Consider the following 17,461-nt stretch of genomic DNA (forward strand, 5'->3'; position numbering starts at 1 on the left):
GGCCCTTCCGGGCCTAGCTCCACAGCCGGTCGTGGCTCGACTCCGCGTCCCAGTGCGTCGTCTCGGCGAAGAACACCGGATCGCGCGGGTCGAGGTGGCGGCGCAGCAGTTCCTCGTCGACGTCGCCGAATCCCAGTCCTGGCGTGTCCGGCACCGTGATGTGGCCGTTCTGGATCAGCGGGCGGGGCAGGCCGGTGACGAGGTCGCTCCAGAACTCCACATCGGCCGCGTGGTGTTCGAGTGCCAGGAAGTTCTCCGTGGCGGCGGCCAGGTGCACGCTCGCCATCGTCGCGATCGGCGACGCCGCCAGGTGCAGCGCCATCGGGATCCCGCGCTCCTGCGCGTAGTCGCCGAGCCGCTTGGTCTCCGCGATCCCGCCCGCCGTCGCCGGATCGGGGTGCACGACGCGGATGGCACCGGCGTCGAGCAGCGGCCGGAAACCTTCGAGGAGGTAGATGTCCTCCCCCGTGCACGTCGGGATGGCGACGGCCTCGGTCAGCCGGCGCCACTGGTCGGTCAGCTGCCACGGGATCAGGTCCTCGATCCACGCCAGCGTGAACGGCTCCAGCGCGCGGCCGATGCGGATGCAGGAGTCGAGGGCGATGTGGCCGAAGTGGTCGGCGGCGAGCGCGACGTCGTAGCCGACGACGGAACGGACCGTGTCCACATAGGACGCCAGGTGGTCGACGCCCTTCACGGTGACCTGGATGCCGGTGAACGGATGCATCGTCGTCAGGTCCGCGCGGGCGCCCGGAGGCGCGATCAGCGCCCCCGGCACGTCCCACAGCAGGTCGATGCCCACGTCCATCTTGAGCATCGTGAACCCGCGCTGCTTGCGTTCCAGCAGCCGGGCGCCCATCTCGTGCGGGTCCGGCAGCGAGGGAGTGTCCGCGTAGCACCGGATCTCGTCCCGGAACCTGCCCCCGATCAGCGCGTGCGCGGGCACTCCGTACGCCTTGCCGGCGAGGTCCATCAGCGCCATCTCGACGCCGGAGACCCCGCCGCCCTGGCGGCCGTGGAACCCGAACTGCTTGATCTTGCGGAAGATCTTGTCGACGTTGCAGGGGTTCTCGCCGACGAGCCGGCTCTTGAGGATGAGCGCGTAGGTGGCGCTGGCCTGGTCGCGCACCTCCCCGTACCCGGCCAGGCCCTGGTTGGTGTCGATCCTGATGATCGACGACCGGAACGGCACGCCGGCCGCGGTGGCCACCCGCAGATCGGTGATGCGCAGGTCGCTCGGCCGGGACGCCGTCGCGACGTGCTCCTCCGTGATGGCCGGGTGCTCGCTCATCCCTTCACCGCCCCCGCGGTGAGGCCCTCGGTCAGGAACCGCTGCCCGAACCCGTACATGACCACGACCGGGATGCTGATCAGCAGTGAGGCCGCGGCCAGCTGTCCCTGCGGCACGACGTCACCGAAGATCATCGACTGCATGCCGACGGGCAGCGTCTTGTAGTCGTCCTTGGTGATGAACACGAAGGCGAACAGGAACTCGTTCCACGCGTTGGTGAGCGTGAACAGCGCGACCGCGAGCAGGCCCGGTTTGGCCAGCGGCAGCACGATCCGGATGAACGCCCCGAACCGCGTGCAGCCGTCGACCAGCGCGGCCTCTTCGAGGTCGGCCGGGATCGACTTGAAGTAGCCGACGAGCAGCCACGTCGCGAACGGCAGGGTGAACGTGGGATAGGCGAGCACGAGCGCCCACAACGAGTCGTTGAGCCCGATCCCGCTCATCATCTGGTACAGCGGGATGAACAGCAGCGCGCCCGGCATCACGTAGGTGAGCAGGATCGTCACCGTGAAGCTCTCCGAACCGCGGAACTTCAGCCGTGCCAACGCATATCCGGCCAGTGCCGCGCAGACCAGGGCGATCGCGGTGGACGCCACCGACACCAGGATCGTGTTGACGTACCAGGTGCCGAACGCCCTGCCCGTGAACAGGTTGGTGAACTGCTCGGTGCTCCACGGGGTCGGCCAGAGGTCGTCGGTGCGCGAGACGATCTGGGTGTCGGACTTGAACGCCGTCACCGTCATCCAGTAGAGCGGGGCGAGCACGAAGCCCAGCAGGCCCACGAGCGCGATCCCGGAGCCGGTGCCGCTGACCACGCGTGCGGCCAGCCGGTTGCCCCGCGCGGCGAGTGCGGAGACGACCCGTCCGACGGCGGCCGCGAGCACCACGAACACGCCCAGCACCACCGCGGCCTTCCACACGATGTGCGGCGACGCCCAGACCAGCACGAGCACCGAGGCCACGACGATCACCCACGGCATCGCCTTGCGCTGGCCGGGAGTCAGCCGCCTGCGCCCCAGGTCGCCCGTGCCCGGCAGGTCGCTGCGCCGCATCATCCGCACGAGGATCACCACGAGGACGGTGATGACCGGCAGCATCACCAGCGTGACCGCAGCGCCCGCGCCCAGCTGCAGCTGCTGGATGGCCTTCGAGTACGCCACCATCACGTACGGGGCGGTGGCGTCCCCCGGTCCGCCCTGGGTCATCAGCCAGATCAGGTCGAAGTTGTTGAACGTCCAGATCGACGACAGCAACACCGTCACGATCATGATGTGGCGCAGACCCGGCAACGTGATGTGCTTGAAGCGCTGCCACGGCGACGCACCGTCCACAATGGCCGCCTCGTACAGACCGCTGTCGATGGCCTTGAGCCCGGCGAGGAACGTCACCGTGAAGAACGGGATGCCCTTCCAGACGTTGACGAGGATGACCGTCGGCATCGCGAGCGCCGGACCGGACAGCCACTCCGCGGGCCATCTGTCGACGAGCCCGACCGCGGCGAGGGCAGGCCCGATCCCGGAGTCGGTGAGCAGGACGTTGACGCTGCCGAAGATCGGGTCGAACAAGGACCGCCAGGTGAAGGCCGTGACGACCGTCGGCACCACCCACGGCAGCAGGATCACCCCGGCGATGATCGCCCGGCCGCGGCGCATGTGGTGCAGCATCAACGCCGCGATGAGACCGAAGGTCACCTTGAAGATCTCGGCGTACGCGGTGAAGACGAACGAGTTGAGCACGCCCTTGTGGAACACGGCGTCGCCGATGAGGGCGATGTAGTTGTCCAGCCCGACGAAGACCGTCTCCGCACCATGGCGTTCCGTGGTGCTGGTGAGGACGGAGCTGACGATCGGGAACAGGATCAGGCCGGCGACCAGCAGCAGCGTCGGCCCGATGAACACCGCGGCGAGGCGCCAGTCGCGCCCGAGCAGCCGCTGCGACGGGGTGAGCGACGACGACCTGCCCGGCGCCGGACGGACCGGCGCCGGCCGCTCACGCAGGACGGTCACTGCTTGTAGCCCTGCTGCTCGAAGACCTGGACGATCCGGGCGTGGGTCGAGGCGACGGCCTCGGCCGGCCGGGTGCCCTGGATGACCGACTGCATCATGTCGGTCAGCAGGTAGGCGGCGGTGGCGGCCTGCTCGCCGGGACTCGGCGCCTGGGGGAACTTGAAGCCGGTCCTGGTGGTCAGCGGCAGCTGCGTGCGGGTCTGCTCCCGCAGCGCGGGGAAGGCCGGGTCACCGCTGGTGTAGTACGGGTCGGAGTCCCACACCTTGTCCCACGAGGGGTTGACCAGGCACGGTGCTCCCTTCGCGACACCGAGCAGCGCGCTCCCGCCGACCATGAACTTCGCCACCAGCTTGGCGAGGTCGGGGTTCTTCGCCCCCTTGAACACGACGAACGAGTTGGACTCGCCGAACGCGAGCGGCTTGTCGATCGCCGGTCCGGTGGCGCCGTTGAACGGGTGGGTGTTGGCGTAGACCGGGTTGCCCTTGGTCTTCGAGTCGGCGTAGACGCTGAACTGGTTGAGCGTGAGCCCCAGGATCTGGGCCAGCCAGTTCTCGTTGTTGCTCGAGTCGGTCCAGCTGCCGATCCCCGGCGGCAGCATCGGCGTGTACTTCGGGTTCGTGTAGATGTCGCCGATGAACGTGACCGCGGCGACGGTCTCCGGCGAGTTGAACACCACCTTCGTGCCGGTGTTGTCGGCGATCGCGCCGCCGTAGCAGTTGATGACGTTCGCGATGAAGCCGTTGGCGTCGCCGGAGCGGTTGACCGTGAGACCCCAGCCGAAGCGCCGTTTCGCCGGGTCGGAGACCTCCAGCGCGTTGTCGCGCAGCTCCTCCCACGTGTAGTGGGGCTTGAGCGCGAGACCCTTCTCCTGGTACCAGTCCTTGCGCAGGTACATCGCGGACGCGATGAAGTGGTAGGGGATCGCGAACCAGCGCCCGCCGAACACGCAGTACGTGCTCGCCTCCGTCGCGGGCTCCCCGTAGAGCTTGCGCATCTCGTCGACCACGTCGGTGACGTCGGTGAGGGCGCCGAGGTTGTGGAGCTGGCCGACGAACCGCCGATCGCTCACGAAGGCGAGGTCGCGGCTGGTGCCCGCCTTCACCTCGGCGTCCATCTTCGCGACCATGTCGCCGGCGTCGCCGGAGACCAGGTCGTTGCGGACCGTGGTGCCGGTGGCCTGTGCGAACACCTGCAGCGACCGGTCCAGCGCCTGGTTGGCGGCCTCCGCGTACAGCTTCTGCGAGAGCATCCCCACCGACCCGCCGCGGAGCGAGGCCGCCTGGTCGAGCAAGGCCTGGGGCACTTGGACATCGACCTGCGGCGCGGCGGGGCTGCCCCCGCACCCGGCGAGACCGAGCACGCCCAGCGCGCTCATTCCGAGAAAAGTGCGCCTGGATAAGTCCGTTTTCTCTTCCATGACCACTCCTCTCGCGTCCGGTCGACCGGACGCGTACCGACGGGGCGACGTTGCAACCGGCGGGACAGCGAGGCGTGCGCCGCGCTGCCGGGTCGTTCATGCGGCGAAGTACGGCGAACTGGTGGTGCGTTGTGCTGGAAGTCCGCCCGACTGGACGGCAGGGGTGAAGCCGGCGAACTCCGTGCGGTGGCCGGTGGCGCGGAAGACCGCCGCGTGGTCGGTGAAACGGGTGTGGCGCACGCCGGCGTCGAGGCGCTCGACCGCGAGCCCGGTGCCGGTCGGCCCCAGCCGGATCGGCGGGATCGCAGGTGCCCCCATGCCTCGTCCGTCCTCGTCATCGGTCCGGATCTCGGTCGTGCCGTGCGTCAGCGCCGCCGGGCGGCCCTTTTGGTCTGCTGCTCCTTCTCCGCGAGGAGCGTGGAGTTGTTGCTCAGGTGCTTGCGCATCGCCGCGCGGGCCCGGTCCGGGTCGCGCGCCACGAGCGCCTGGTAGATCTCCGTGTGGTCGGCGGTGGCCCTGCACAGCGCGGCCGGCGCCTCGTTGGTGATGCGCCGGCTGGCCGTGCCGAGCCAGCGGGCGGAGTACATGATCCGGTCGAGGATGCGGTTGTCCGCCGCCCGGCAGATCTCCATGTGGAACTCGTGGTCGACCTCGAGATAGGCGTCGGGGTCCGCCTCCAGCGCCGACATGCGGTCGACCTCGCCCCTGAGCCGGTCCAGCGTCTCGTCGGTGACGCTGACCGCGGCCATCGCGGCGAGCTCGGGCTCGAGCAGCACGCGCATCTGGTGCAGCTCCTGCAACAGCTCGCCGACGATCTCGGCGGGCATCCACTCGATCAGCAACGGGCTCAGGTAGTCCCACTCCGCCGGAGGGCGCACGACGACGCGGCGGCCCTGCGCGACCTCGACGATGTCGAGCGAGGCGAGGATCTTGAGCGTCTCCCGCGCCACCACGCGGGACACCCCGAACTCCCGGGAGATGTCGAGCTCCGACGGACCCCGGCCGTCCTCCACGTCGCCGCTGACGATGCGCCGGGTCAGGTGTGCCGCCACCTGCACCGGCAGAGTCCGGACCTTGACAGCGTCCAGAGACTCTTGTCCCCTTTGCATGTCATCAGCTTATAGGACAAGTTGGAGATCGCGACAGTCCCTTCATCTGCACGACCCGGCGGCGGGAGAGCAATGCGGATCGTGAACGTCACGACGGCAGTGGTGGCCTACCACGGTGAGGCCACGCTGGTGCGAATCGACACCGACGAGGGCCTCAGCGGGTTCGGCGAGGCCAACCCCGACGCCGGCGCGGGCGCCGTCGTCGGAATGATCAAGTTCCTGACACCCCTGTTGCTCGGCGAGGACCCGCGCAACGTCGAGCGGTGCTGGGAAAAACTGCGGCGCAACACGGTCTTCGCGGGTCCCCAGGGCGGGGTGTCCGTGATCGCCCTGTCCGGGATCGAGCTCGCGCTGTGGGACCTCGCGGGCAAGGCCGCGGGCCAGCCGGTCTACCGGTTGCTCGGCGGGAAGTTCCGCGACCGGATCCGCCTCTACGCCGACTGCGGCGACGGCGACGACCCGGCGGGTTCCATCGCCGGGTGCGTCGACCGGGCCCAGCGGATGGTCGCCGAAGGCTTCACCGCCATCAAGTTCGACATCGACGACCTGCGCCACCCCGGCAAGTTCGACGACTTCAACCACACGATCAACGCCGCAGAGCTGCGGTCCATGGTCGAGCGCGTGGCGGCCGTCCGGGAGGCGATCGGACCGGACGTCGACCTGGCCATCGACCTGCACGCCCGCTACGACGTGCCGAGCGCGTGCCGGATCGCCTGGGAGCTCGAGCCGTTCCACCTGATGTGGCTCGAAGAGCCGCTGCCGGCGGAGAACGTCGACGCGCTGGTGCGGGTGCGCGAACAGACCCGCACGCCGATCTGCGCGGGCGAGAACCTCTACCTGCGGTGGGGATTCCGCGAGCTGCTCGAACGCGGCGCCGTGGACGTCATCGAGCCGGACGTGCCGAAGTGCGGTGGTCTCGCCGAGGCCAAGAAGATCGCCAACCTCGCGGAGATGCACTACATCCCCTTCGCGCCGCACCTGGTGTCGACGCCGCTGGGCACGATGGCCACGTCGCACCAGTGCGCGGCGATCCCGAACTTCTTCGTCCAGGAGTGGCACGCCCTCGAAGAGCGCGCGGTGTGGGACAGCTACGTCCGGGCCCCCGACGGGAGCGGCTCGATCGTGAAGGACGGCTACATCACGGTTCCCGACACTCCCGGCATCGGCGTGGAGCTCGACATGGACGGCGTCCGGGCACACGCCGTCGCGGGTTACGGCATCTTCGATTAGCGGTGGATCGTCGAATTCTCGTCGAACGGCGGGCGGCGAGAATTCGACGACAGCCGCCGGACCTCGTTGTTATCGCTAACTTGAGAGTTGTCCCAGCACACAGCATTGCCAGGACCAGCGGCCTTACCACATAGTGTTAACGCTCACTGCCCGAGCCTCCTCTCAATGGCGCTAGGAGCCGGTCCATGCGTTTCCCCCTGCCGCGTGCCGTCCGCTCGTTCCGAAGGCGTGTGCTGATCGCGGTCACAGCCGCGTTCGCCGCCGGAGCGGCCGTCGTCGCCCCGGGTCCGGTGGCGTCGGCCGCCGGTCCTGTGCCGCACTACCTGATGACCGCGTTCACGAACAGCAGCGAGTCGAACATGTACGTCTACGACTCGGCGAACGCCACCAGCTTCACCCAGGTCCGGGCCAACGCCTACACGCCGCCGTCGGGACTGATCCGCGATCCCAGCGTCCTGCGGCACACCGACGGCTACTACTACCTCGTCTACACGACGAACTGGACGGGCGACACCATCGGCTTCGCCCGCAGCGCGGACTACGTGTCCTGGACGTTCCTGCGCAACGTCCGGGTAGGACTCAACGGGGCCACCGGCAGCACGTGGGCGCCGGAGTGGTTCAAGGACTCCGACGGCAGCGTGCACGTGGTCTTCTCCGCGTCCACGGCCGGAACGGCGGGACAGTTCCGCCCGTACCGGATCACCGCGACGAACGCGGACCTGTCGGCGTGGAGCAGCCCGGTGGCGCTCGGCATCCCGGCCAACTTCATCGACAGCTTCCTGGTCAAGGTCGGCGGGACGTACCACAACTTCCTCAAGAACGAGACCACGAAGTACATCGAGCACGCCACCGCCACGTCGCTGAACGGGCCGTGGACCTTCGTCGGCACGGGCAACTGGGCGGGCTGGGGCTCGGGTCTCGAAGGGCCCGCGCTCGTGCGGCTGCCCGACGGCCGGTGGCGGATCTACTTCGACCAGTACGGCCAGCGGCGGTACTTCTACGCCGACAGCACGAATCTCACCAGCTTCGGAGCCAAGGTCGAACTGGCCGGCCTGTCCGGCACCGCGCGGCACTTCACCGTGCTGCGGGAGGACTCCGGCGACGGCACGGCGGTGGCCACGGGCGCCCGGTCGTTGCGCTCGGCCAACCTCCCCGACCGCTACGTCCGTCACCGCGACAACCTCGGCTTCGTCGAGCCGGTGAGCTCGTCCAGCGCCCTGTCGGCGCGCCGGGACGCGACGTTCACCGTCGTGGCCGGCCTGGCGAACGCGAGCTGCTACTCGCTGCGCTCGGTGAACTTCCCCGACCGCTACCTGCGGCACTACGACTTCCGCGTCCGGCTGGACACCAACAGCGGTGACGCGGTGTTCGCCCGTGACGCCACGTTCTGCGGCCGGGCCGGTCTCGCGGGCGGCGGGAGCACGTCGTTCGAGTCCTACTCCCACCCCGGCCGGTACCTGCGCCACCTGAACTACGAGCTGCGCGTCGACTGGCGCACCTCCGGCTCGGCGTTCGCCGGTGACGCCTCCTTCACCGTCGCCGCACCACTGGCCTGAAAGGACAGACGATGAAGACCGTTCTCCTTCGCCTGGCCGTGCTGGTGCTGGCCGCCGTGACCTGCGTGGCCGGGATGCCCGTGCCGCAGGCGGGTGCGGCGCCCGCGGTGCGGTACACCAACCCGATCGCGGAACGGCGTGCCGACCCGCACGTCTTCAAGCACACCGACGGCTTCTACTACTTCACCGCGACCGTCCCGGAGTACGACCGGATCGTCCTGCGCCGCGCGACCACGATCCAGGGACTGGCCTCCGCGCCGGAGACGGTGATCTGGCGCAAGCACTCCAGCGGCGAGATGGCCGCCCACATCTGGGCACCGGAGATCCACTTCATCAACGGCAGGTGGTACGTCTACTTCGCGGCGGGCCGCAGTGACGACATCTGGCGCATCCGGATGTACGTGCTGGAGAGCTCGAGTGCCAACCCGCTGACCGGAGCGTGGACCGAGCGCGGCCGGATCACGACCCCGTGGGACACCTTCGCCCTGGACGCTTCCACGTTCGTGCACAACGGTGTGCGTTACCTGACCTGGGCGCAGCAGGAGCCGGGAATCGCCACGAACTCCAACGTCTACCTCGCCCGCATGGGCGCGAACCCGTGGACGATCACCGGCACGGTGACCCGGCTGGTGGTGCCGACGCTCGCCTGGGAGACCCGCGGGTTCAAGGTGGCCGAGGGACCAGCGGTGTTGCAGCGCAACGGAAAGGTCTTCCTGACCTACTCGGCCAGCGCCACCGACGCGAACTACTGCCTCGGCCTGCTGACCGCGTCGGCGTCGGCGAACCTGCTCGACCCGGCGTCGTGGACCAAGAGCCCCAACCCCGTGTTCACCAGCAACGACGCGACCGGTCAGTACGGGCCCGGCCACAACTCGTTCACGGTGTCCGAGGACGGCGCCAGCGACGTCATGGTCTACCACGACCGCAACTACCGCGACATCAGCGGCGACCCGCTCAACGACCCGAACCGCCGCACCCGCGTGCAGAAGGTCTACTACAAGGGCGACGGCTCACCGGACTTCGGCATCCCGGTCCCCGACGGGGCCACCCCGGTCAGGCTCAGGTCCTATGCCGCCGCCGACCGCTTCGTGCGGCACTGGGAGTACCGCGCACGCCTGGAACCGAACGTGGCACCGTTGGCCGACTCCCAGTTCAAGCTCGTCACGGGGCTAGCCGGTTCCGGCGCGGTGTCGCTGGAGTCGACCAACTTCCCCGGCTACTACCTGCGGCACCGCAACAACGAGCTGTGGGTCGAGCGGAGCGACGGCAGCACCCTGTTCCGCAACGACGCCAGCTTCACGCAGCGAGCGGGCCTCGCGGCCGCCTCGGCGGTGTCGTTCGAGTCGGTGAACTTCCCCGGCCGCCACATCCGCGCCAGCGCGGGACTGCTCTACCTGCAGGCCGTCACCGACGCACAGGGACGGGCGGACGCGACGTTCGTCCTGGAGTGACACGGGTTTCCACCGCCGCCGCGACAACTCCGTCCAAGAGATCGAGGTGTCTCATGGCCGCTTCGAGGAAGTACGCACTGGCAAAGACGATCCTGGTCGCGGCGGTGGTCCTGACCACCACCGTCGCGACGGCACCGCACGCGTCGGCCTATCCCCTGCCGGGCCTGGTCACCGGTGACGTCGGCGTGCACGACCCGAGCTCGGTGAAACGCCCCGACGGGAGCTATCTCGTGGCGCACACCGGCAGGGACGTCGCGCTCAAGACCTCGGCCGACCGGATCGCGTTCCGCAACGCGGGTTCGGCGTTCCCCGGCGGTGCGCCGTGGGCTTCGTCCTACACCAACGGCGACCGCAACCTCTGGGCGCCGGATCTGTCCTATCGCGACGGACGGTACTGGTTGTACTACTCGGCTTCGACGTTCGGCTCGAACCGGTCGGCGATCTTCCTGGCCACCAGTTCCAGCGGAGCGTCCGGTACCTGGACCCACCGCGGCTTGGTCGTCGAGTCCCGGACGTCGGACAACTTCAACGCCATCGACCCGGACCTCGTGGTGGACGACCAGGGCCGCTGGTGGCTGAGCTTCGGCTCGTTCTGGTCGGGCATCAAGATGATCGCGCTCAACCCCGCCACCGGCCTGCGGTCCGACTCGGTGATCCGCTCCGTCGCGGGCAGGAACGGCGGTCCGATCGAGGCGCCGACCATCGTCAAACGGGGGGCCTACTACTACCTCTTCGTCTCGTTCGACTACTGCTGCCGAGGCGCGTCCAGCACGTACCGGGTGATGGTCGGCCGCTCCACGAGCGTCACCGGCCCTTACGTCGCCCGCGACGGCACCGCGATGACGTCCGGCGGCGGTACGGAGGTCCTGGCGGGCCAGGGAAGCGTGCACGGGCCTGGGCACCAGGACGTCCTCGCCGACGTCGACGGAGACCTCCTCGTCTACCACTACTACACCGACAGCGGCGCGTCGCGGCTCGGCATCAACCTGCTGGCCTACGACTCGGCGGGCTGGCCGTTCCTGCGCTAGGGAGAACACCTTGACCTCGATCACCGTCCGATGGCGCACCACCACGGTCCTGGCCGCCACGGTCACCCTGCTGGGCGGCATTACCGCCGCCGTGCCGACGGTGGCGTCCGCCGCGGTCGTGGACACCAGCGCGTCGTACGCGCTGGTGAACCGCAACAGCGGCAAGGCGCTGGACGTCTACGAACGGGCCACCGCGGACGGCGCCCGGATCGCGCAGTACGCGCGCAACGACGGCGCCTGGCAGCTGTGGCAGTTCGTCGACTCCGGCGGCGGCTACTACCGGGTGAAGTCCCGGCACAGCGGCAAGGTCCTGGACTTCCCGTCGACCGCGGACCGGGCCGGGCTCGTGCAGACGACGGACGCCGGCCGCACCGGCCAGCAGTTCCGGCTGGCCGACTCGCCGGACGGGCACGTCCGGCTGGTCAGCCGTGCGAGCGGCAAGGCGGTCGACGTCCTCGACTTCTCCGCCGCCAACGGCGCGCAGGTGATCCAGTGGCCCGACACCGGCGGCACGAACCAGCAGTGGCAGCTGATCAAGATCGGCGCACCCGGCAACGTCGCCAACCCGATCAAGGCCGGCGGGCCCGACCCGTGGCTGCAGTTCCACAACGGCTACTACTACCTGGCCACCACGACGTGGAACTCCACGATCACCATGCGCCGTTCCCGCACGCTGGCCGGCCTGTCGAGCGCGGCGGACACCGTGGTGTTCTCCCTGTCCGGACGGCCGAACGGGTGCTGCAACATGTGGGCGCCGGAGTTCCACCTGCTGAACGGCCGGTGGTACCTGTACTACGTGGCCGGCCAGAACGTGCCCGACTACAACCCCACCCAGCGCCTGCACGTGCTGGAAAGCGCGGGCACCGACCCGATGGGCCCGTACACGTTCAAGGCGGACCTGGGCAGCACCTGGGAGCTCGACCCGAGCATCCTGCAGCACAACGGGAAGCTGTACCTGATGGGCAGCGCGATGGACGGCACCCAGAGCCTGACCATCACCCCGCTGTCCAACCCGTACACCATCAGCGGCGCGCGGCGCACCATCTCGCAGCCGACCCTGGCGTGGGAACGGCAGACCGCGCCGGTCAACGAGGGTGCGGAACCGCTGTACCGCAACGGCCGCACCATGATCGTGTACTCCGCCAGCGCGTGCTGGGGTCCGGACTACAAGCTCGGCCTGCTCACCCTCACCGGGTCCGACCCGCTCAACCGCGCGCACTGGACGAAGTCGCCCGACCCGGTGTTCCAGCGCAACGACGAGCACGGGGTGTTCGGTCCCGGCCACAACGGGTTCTTCAAGTCCCCCGACGGCACCGAGGACTGGATCGTCTACCACGGCAACACGAGCGCCTCGGCCGGCTGCGGCATGGAGCGGTCCGCCCGAGCGCAGAAGTTCACCTGGAACGCCGACGGCACCCCGAACTTCGGCACGCCGGTCCCGCTCGGCGCCCAGCTCCCCGCGCCGTCGGGCGAGCCGGCCGGATGACCCGACCGTCCTGATCGGACTGTTCCGGCATGTGAACCGACTGCCGCGGAAGCGAATCCGCGGCAGTCGATTCGATGTCGAAACACCTAAATCTTCGTGCCCTGTCGCGCTTTCCGGCCCGTGAGCGGCATACTCCGAGCTGCTGGAAAGCGCTTACCAAACCCTGCGGCTTCGAAGGGAACTCCATGCTCCTGAGGCGCACGTCCGCCGTCGTCGGCATCGCCGCCGCCTTCTCGCTCCTCTCCACAGCGGTCGCGGGATCCGGCACGGCGGCGACACCCGTCACCGTCCACGTCGCGGGAGACTCCACCGCCTCCACGTACACCTCGGCACTGGCTCCCCGGGCCGGGTGGGGTCAGGCGCTCCCGGTGTTCTTCACCGGCGGTGTCGTCACGGCGAACGAAGCGCTGTCCGGGGCGAGCTCGAAGAGCTTCGTGGACCTGGGCCGCCTCGACCGCATCCTGTCCAGGATCAAACGGGGCGACCACCTGCTCATCTCCTTCGGTCACAACGACCAGAAGAAGGAAGACCCGGCCCGCTACACGGAGCCGTCGACGACGTACAAGGCCTACCTCTCCCAGTACATCGACAGGAGCCGGGCCAAGGGCGCGAAGCCGGTGCTGGTCACGTCCGTCGAACGACGCCGCTTCACCAGCACCGGGACCGCCTCCCCCAGCCACGGCGCGTACCCGGCCGCGATGCGGGAGCTCGCGGCGGCCAAGGGCGTCCCCCTGATCGACCTCACCGCGTCCAGCACGGCGTTGTGGAACCGCGCGGGCGTCGAGGGAACGAAGAAGTACTTCCTGCACCTGCCGGCCGGGCCCTGGCCCAACTACCCGGACGGCGTCGAGGACAACACGCACTTCCAGGCCTCCGGAGCGATCGAGGTGGCCCGGCTCGTCGCCACCGCTCTGCGCGACCAGCGCGTCCTGCCGCCCGCCTCGTTCCGCCGGCTCACCGCCCCGGTCCCGGCGAGCGCGATCGTCTGGCCCCAGGGCTGAGAAGTCCCCATCGGACAACCCCTGCCTGTCTGGAGAACCCCTGTGAAGAAACGCGTTCTGGCCTTGGCCGCGCTCGTCGTGCTGCCGCTGCTCACCGCCGCCGGCCCCGCGTCGGCCGGCGAACCCGCCTGCGCCCCTGCCGGCTCGGCGTCGAGCAGCGCGGCGGCCGTGAAGGTCTGGCTCGCCGGTGACTCGACGATGGCGGATCCGAGGACGAGCTGCCCGGTGGGCTGGGGCAGCCGGTTCGACCCGCTGTTCACCGGCGACGTCACCGTGGTGAACAGCGCCGTGGCCGGTCGGAGCATCCAGACGTGGCTGTACGAGTCCAACGTGCAGAGCACCAAGGACGCGGCGGGTGAGTGCGTCGTCAGCCCGAGGACGTTCCACCAGCGCTGGCTGACCATGCTGGACCCGGCCGCCGGCATGAAGGCCGGCGACTACCTGATGATCCAGTTCGGCATCAACGACGGCAGCCGGGACTGCCCGCGGCACGTCGGAAGCGCCCGGTACAAGGAACTTCTCGCGCTGATGGCCAAGGCGGCCAAGGACCGCGGCGTCACACCGATCTTCCTGACGCCGGTCTCCGCGATCAGGTGCAGCGGCAGCACGGCCGTCGGCACGCGCGGCTTCCTCACCGAGACGGCCGACGCGGGCAGGGCCGCCGGTGCGACCGTCATCGATCTGCACAAGCTGAGCTACACGCTCTACAACGCGCTGAAGCTGTGCCCCAACGACGGCGACTACACCAAGGGCCCGGTCGGCGCCTTCTTCTGCAACGACCACACGCACTTCGAGGCCGCGGGAGCCGAGCAGATCGCCCGTGTCGTGGCCAAGGCCCTGCGCGACCAGCGCATCCCGTTGTCCGGCTACCTCAAGTAGGACAGCCGACGCCATCCGTCGCCGCACACACCGAAAGGGGATTTCGCATGCTCTCGACCAGGTGGCGCATCGGCGCGGCCGTGGCGGCGGCGACCGTGCTCGGAGGTCTCGCGCCGGCCACCGCCTCGCCTCAGATCATGGCCTGCGGTGACCGGACGTTCAACGCCGAGGCGGTGCTCAACGGCAGCACGTGGACCTCTCGCAACGGCAGCCGGACCGTCTACACCGGCGCCGACATGCGGTCCGCCGTCCAGGCCGCCGTCGACAGCCTCACCGGGGGACGCACCTCGAAGCAGTGGGTTCTGGTGCGCGGCAGCGGGTCGGTCGGCGCGGGCTCGCGGATCTCGTTGCCCAGCTACACCGGTATCGACGTCTGCGGCACGATCAACGTGACCGGCACCGGCTCCGGCGACCAGGCCCCGATCTACTCCAGGGGCACCCGCGACGTCGAGGTGCGCCACCTCAGCGTGACCGGCCGCCCGCTGTACGGGATCTTCCTGCGCAACGTCGACAACGTCGTGCTCGGGCAGATCGACCTGCGGTTGTCCGGCGGCCTCGGCGTGCGCATCGACAACCGCGGCAACACCAGCGTGCGCAGCCGCAACATCAGGATCGACAACGTCTTCGCGTCCGGTGCGAGCAGCCACGCCGTCGAGACCTACGGCGTGGACGGTCTCACGATCGGCACGGTGACCGCCCGCAACGTCGGCGAGTCCGGGCTGTTGCTCAACGACACCATCAACGCCACCGTCGGCACGGTCGACGCGGAGAACGCGGGCGCGGGCACCGGGTACGCGGCGTTCCGCACCGCCAACCGCAACGGCCGCGTCGGCACCGGTTACCCCACGAACATCCGGGTCGGCACGGTCCGGGCCCGTGGTGGCGGCCGGGGTGTGTTCTGCGTGTCCGAGAGCGGCGGGCTGACCATCGACCGGATCGACCTCGCGAACACCGGCAGCAACGCGGTCCTGATCGAGAACTGCACCAACGTGACCCTCGCGGCGCAGAGCGGCACGGTGACCGGTGGCGGCGAGATCCGGCTGGCCGCGCGCTCGGAGTTCCCGAACAACCGCGACATCACCGTCCAGAACCTGACGGTGACGAACTCGTCGGTGCGTGAGAGCCCCTGCGGGACGAACACGACGTTCCGCAACCTCACGTTGAACAACAGCACGTCGAACGTCTGCTCCTGACGGCGATCGGGTGAGTCGTGCCGCCTGATCGGCGGCACGACCACCACCTCCGGTATTGACAGGGCTCGCATCTGCACCTGACCATGGAAGCGCTCTCATAACCGGTCTGGACCATTTCTCGGACCGGGGGCCGCCGACCGCCCTGAAGCCGGTCGGGGGACCTGCTGGTGGAGCACCCCTGCACAAGGAGTCAGATGCGCACTCGAACAAAGTGGTTCAGCGCGCTCGCCGCGCTGGCGGCGACCGCGTCGGCGGCTGTCGCGATCACCCCGGTACAGGCGATCGGGCCCGACCTGCTGCCGCTCAACGTCACCAACAACAGCGGCCGGTCCGAGGGCGTGCACCTGTACGTCCTGGGCACCGACATCCGCAACGGACGTCTCGGGTACGTCAACCAGGCGGGCGCGTTCACGCCGTGGTCGCCGGGCGGCAACCCGCCCACGCCCGCACCGGACGTGTCCATCGCCGGCCCCGGTCCCGGTGGCACCGCCACACTGCGCGTGCCCCGGTTCATCTCGGGCCGCGTCTACATGTCGTTCGGCGAGAAGCTCAAGTTCTTCCTGACGCCCGACGGCCTGGTGCAGCCGGCGCCGTGGGCGTCCGGCGACCCGAACAGCGGCATCCTGTTCGACTGGAGCGAGTTCACCTACAACGACGCCGGCCTGTGGCTCAACAGCTCCCAGGTGGACATGTTCGCGGTGCCGCACGCGGTGACCGTGACGGGCGCGAGCGGCGCCACGAAGAAGACCGGCGAGCTGAAGTCCGGCGGGCGGGACGCCGTGATCAACGGCATCCGCAACCAGGCCGGCTGGGGCGGGTCGATCATGTCCCGTCCGGACGGCACGGTGCTGCGGGTGCTCGCGCCGGGCAAGGCGGCCGACGTCGGCAACTTCGACCGCAACTACCTGGACTCGTACATCACGCAGGCGTGGAACGCGTACACGACCAAGACGCTGACCGTGCAGCCGTTCGGCGACCGCCCGGACGTGAAGTACTTCGGCCGCACGTCCGGCACCACGATGAACTTCACGAACTCCGCCGGTCAGCAGGTGGCGTCGTTCGCGAAGCCGTCCACGGCGAACGTGTGGGGCTGCGACGGCGCGTTGCACGCTCCCAACGACCAGGTGGTCGGCCCGATCGCGCGCACCCTGTGCGCCGCCCTGCACCGCTCCACGCTCGGCCGCATCGACGTGCAGCCCGGCGGCGGCCCCGCCGACTTCTACCAGGGCGCGATCACCAACCACTACTCGCGGCTGGTGCACCAGAACATGGTGGACGGCAAGGCGTACGGGTTCGCGTTCGACGACGTGCAGGCGCAGGAGTCGCTGGTGCACGACGGCGACCCGCGTTCGGCCGGGATCATCCTCACCCCGTTCGGCGGCTCCGCTCCCCCGCCCGCGGTCAGCAGCATCGTCAGCGACTGGCACGGCAAGTGCATCGACGTGCCGAACTGGAACTTCGCCGACGGCCAGCGCCTGATCGTGTGGAACTGCACGGGCGGCACGAACCAGAAGTTCGAGTTCGTGGGCGGCACGCTGCGCACGGAGAACAACAAGTGCGTGGACGTGGCGTGGGGTTCGACGGCCAACGGCGCGGCCGTGCAGCTCGCGACCTGCTCGGGCAACCCGGCCCAGCAGTTCGTGCTGACCGGGGCGGGTGACCTGGTGAACCCGCAGGCGAACAAGTGCGTGGACATCGCGGAGTGGAACCCGGACAACGACGCCGTCCTGCACATGTGGGACTGCGTCGGCGGCGCCAACCAGAAGTGGCACCGCGGCTGACATCCGACGCTCGACCGACGCCGGGGTGCTTG

Annotated in this window: 14 protein-coding genes; 9 read left to right on the plus strand and 5 right to left on the minus strand. The window is 69.3% G+C overall.

What is annotated here, in order from left to right; genetic code table 11:
- Positions 1–13: 13 nt before the first annotated feature.
- From SK571_RS15025 to SK571_RS15045, 5 genes are all read right to left on the minus strand, one after another.
- Positions 14–1,291, minus strand: a complete 1,278-nt coding sequence (locus SK571_RS15025) for a mandelate racemase/muconate lactonizing enzyme family protein (protein ID WP_319984672.1) — start codon at positions 1,289–1,291, stop codon at positions 14–16.
- Positions 1,288–3,297 carry an ABC transporter permease gene (locus SK571_RS15030; RefSeq protein ID WP_319984673.1) on the minus strand — a complete coding sequence of 670 codons (2,010 nt, stop codon included), beginning with the start codon at positions 3,295–3,297 and terminating at the stop codon, positions 1,288–1,290. Before SK571_RS15030 ends, SK571_RS15025 begins: the two co-directional genes overlap by 4 nt.
- Positions 3,294–4,673: an extracellular solute-binding protein gene (locus SK571_RS15035; protein WP_319984674.1), complete on the minus strand. Its 1,380-nt coding sequence runs from the start codon at positions 4,671–4,673 to the stop codon at positions 3,294–3,296. Before SK571_RS15035 ends, SK571_RS15030 begins: the two co-directional genes overlap by 4 nt.
- Before the next feature lie 138 nt (positions 4,674–4,811).
- A complete protein-coding gene (locus tag SK571_RS15040) occupies positions 4,812–5,033 on the minus strand; it encodes a hypothetical protein (RefSeq protein ID WP_319984675.1) in 222 nt (73 codons plus the stop codon).
- A gap of 47 nt (positions 5,034–5,080) precedes the next feature.
- Positions 5,081–5,824 carry a FadR/GntR family transcriptional regulator gene (locus SK571_RS15045; RefSeq protein WP_319984676.1) on the minus strand — a complete coding sequence of 248 codons (744 nt, stop codon included), beginning with the start codon at positions 5,822–5,824 and terminating at the stop codon, positions 5,081–5,083.
- A gap of 72 nt (positions 5,825–5,896) precedes the next feature.
- Here SK571_RS15045 and SK571_RS15050 point away from each other — a divergent pair, with 72 nt between their 5' ends.
- The 9 genes from SK571_RS15050 (at position 5,897) to SK571_RS15090 (ending at position 17,429) form a co-directional block, all read left to right on the plus strand.
- Positions 5,897–7,054: a mandelate racemase/muconate lactonizing enzyme family protein gene (locus SK571_RS15050; protein ID WP_319984677.1), complete on the plus strand. Its 1,158-nt coding sequence runs from the start codon at positions 5,897–5,899 to the stop codon at positions 7,052–7,054.
- Positions 7,055–7,239: 185 nt separating this feature from the next.
- Positions 7,240–8,610: a glycoside hydrolase family 43 protein gene (locus SK571_RS15055; protein WP_319984678.1), complete on the plus strand. Its 1,371-nt coding sequence runs from the start codon at positions 7,240–7,242 to the stop codon at positions 8,608–8,610.
- Positions 8,611–8,621: 11 nt separating this feature from the next.
- Positions 8,622–10,061: a family 43 glycosylhydrolase gene (locus SK571_RS15060; protein ID WP_319984679.1), complete on the plus strand. Its 1,440-nt coding sequence runs from the start codon at positions 8,622–8,624 to the stop codon at positions 10,059–10,061.
- A gap of 53 nt (positions 10,062–10,114) precedes the next feature.
- Positions 10,115–11,089 carry an arabinan endo-1,5-alpha-L-arabinosidase gene (locus tag SK571_RS15065; protein ID WP_319984680.1) on the plus strand — a complete coding sequence of 325 codons (975 nt, stop codon included), beginning with the start codon at positions 10,115–10,117 and terminating at the stop codon, positions 11,087–11,089.
- Positions 11,090–11,099: 10 nt separating this feature from the next.
- The gene (locus tag SK571_RS15070) at positions 11,100–12,575 is read left to right on the plus strand and encodes a family 43 glycosylhydrolase (RefSeq protein ID WP_319984681.1); all 1,476 of its coding nucleotides are present in this window, start codon (positions 11,100–11,102) and stop codon (positions 12,573–12,575) included.
- A gap of 185 nt (positions 12,576–12,760) precedes the next feature.
- On the plus strand, positions 12,761–13,576 hold the full coding sequence (locus SK571_RS15075) for a rhamnogalacturonan acetylesterase (RefSeq protein ID WP_319984682.1): 816 nt from the start codon (positions 12,761–12,763) through the stop codon (positions 13,574–13,576).
- 42 nt (positions 13,577–13,618) lie between these two features.
- Positions 13,619–14,455 (plus strand): SGNH/GDSL hydrolase family protein, encoded by an 837-nt coding sequence (locus tag SK571_RS15080; RefSeq protein WP_319984683.1) that lies wholly within the window; start codon positions 13,619–13,621, stop codon positions 14,453–14,455.
- 47 nt (positions 14,456–14,502) lie between these two features.
- Positions 14,503–15,648: a hypothetical protein gene (locus SK571_RS15085; RefSeq protein ID WP_319984684.1), complete on the plus strand. Its 1,146-nt coding sequence runs from the start codon at positions 14,503–14,505 to the stop codon at positions 15,646–15,648.
- A gap of 194 nt (positions 15,649–15,842) precedes the next feature.
- Positions 15,843–17,429, plus strand: a complete 1,587-nt coding sequence (locus tag SK571_RS15090; protein WP_319984685.1) for a glycoside hydrolase family 64 protein — start codon at positions 15,843–15,845, stop codon at positions 17,427–17,429.
- Positions 17,430–17,461 lie beyond the last annotated feature (32 nt).

It is taken from the genome of Lentzea kristufekii (assembly GCF_033949925.1).
GTDB lineage: Bacteria > Actinomycetota > Actinomycetes > Mycobacteriales > Pseudonocardiaceae > Lentzea > Lentzea kristufekii.

Bases quoted from the DNA above. Each gene is read 5' to 3' on its own strand.
- SK571_RS15045 (WP_319984676.1), bottom strand. From the start codon at position 5,824: ATGCAAAGGGGACAAGAGTCTCTGGACGCTGTCAAGGTCCGGACTCTG.
- SK571_RS15075 (WP_319984682.1), top strand. From the start codon at position 12,761: ATGCTCCTGAGGCGCACGTCCGCCGTCGTCGGCATCGCCGCCGCCTTC.
- SK571_RS15025 (WP_319984672.1), bottom strand. From the start codon at position 1,291: ATGAGCGAGCACCCGGCCATCACGGAGGAGCACGTCGCGACGGCGTCC.
- SK571_RS15035 (WP_319984674.1), bottom strand. From the start codon at position 4,673: ATGAGCGCGCTGGGCGTGCTCGGTCTCGCCGGGTGCGGGGGCAGCCCC.
- SK571_RS15060 (WP_319984679.1), top strand. From the start codon at position 8,622: ATGAAGACCGTTCTCCTTCGCCTGGCCGTGCTGGTGCTGGCCGCCGTG.
- SK571_RS15065 (WP_319984680.1), top strand. From the start codon at position 10,115: ATGGCCGCTTCGAGGAAGTACGCACTGGCAAAGACGATCCTGGTCGCG.
- SK571_RS15050 (WP_319984677.1), top strand. From the start codon at position 5,897: ATGCGGATCGTGAACGTCACGACGGCAGTGGTGGCCTACCACGGTGAG.
- SK571_RS15040 (WP_319984675.1), bottom strand. From the start codon at position 5,033: ATGGGGGCACCTGCGATCCCGCCGATCCGGCTGGGGCCGACCGGCACC.
- SK571_RS15090 (WP_319984685.1), top strand. From the start codon at position 15,843: ATGCGCACTCGAACAAAGTGGTTCAGCGCGCTCGCCGCGCTGGCGGCG.
- SK571_RS15055 (WP_319984678.1), top strand. From the start codon at position 7,240: ATGCGTTTCCCCCTGCCGCGTGCCGTCCGCTCGTTCCGAAGGCGTGTG.
- SK571_RS15085 (WP_319984684.1), top strand. From the start codon at position 14,503: ATGCTCTCGACCAGGTGGCGCATCGGCGCGGCCGTGGCGGCGGCGACC.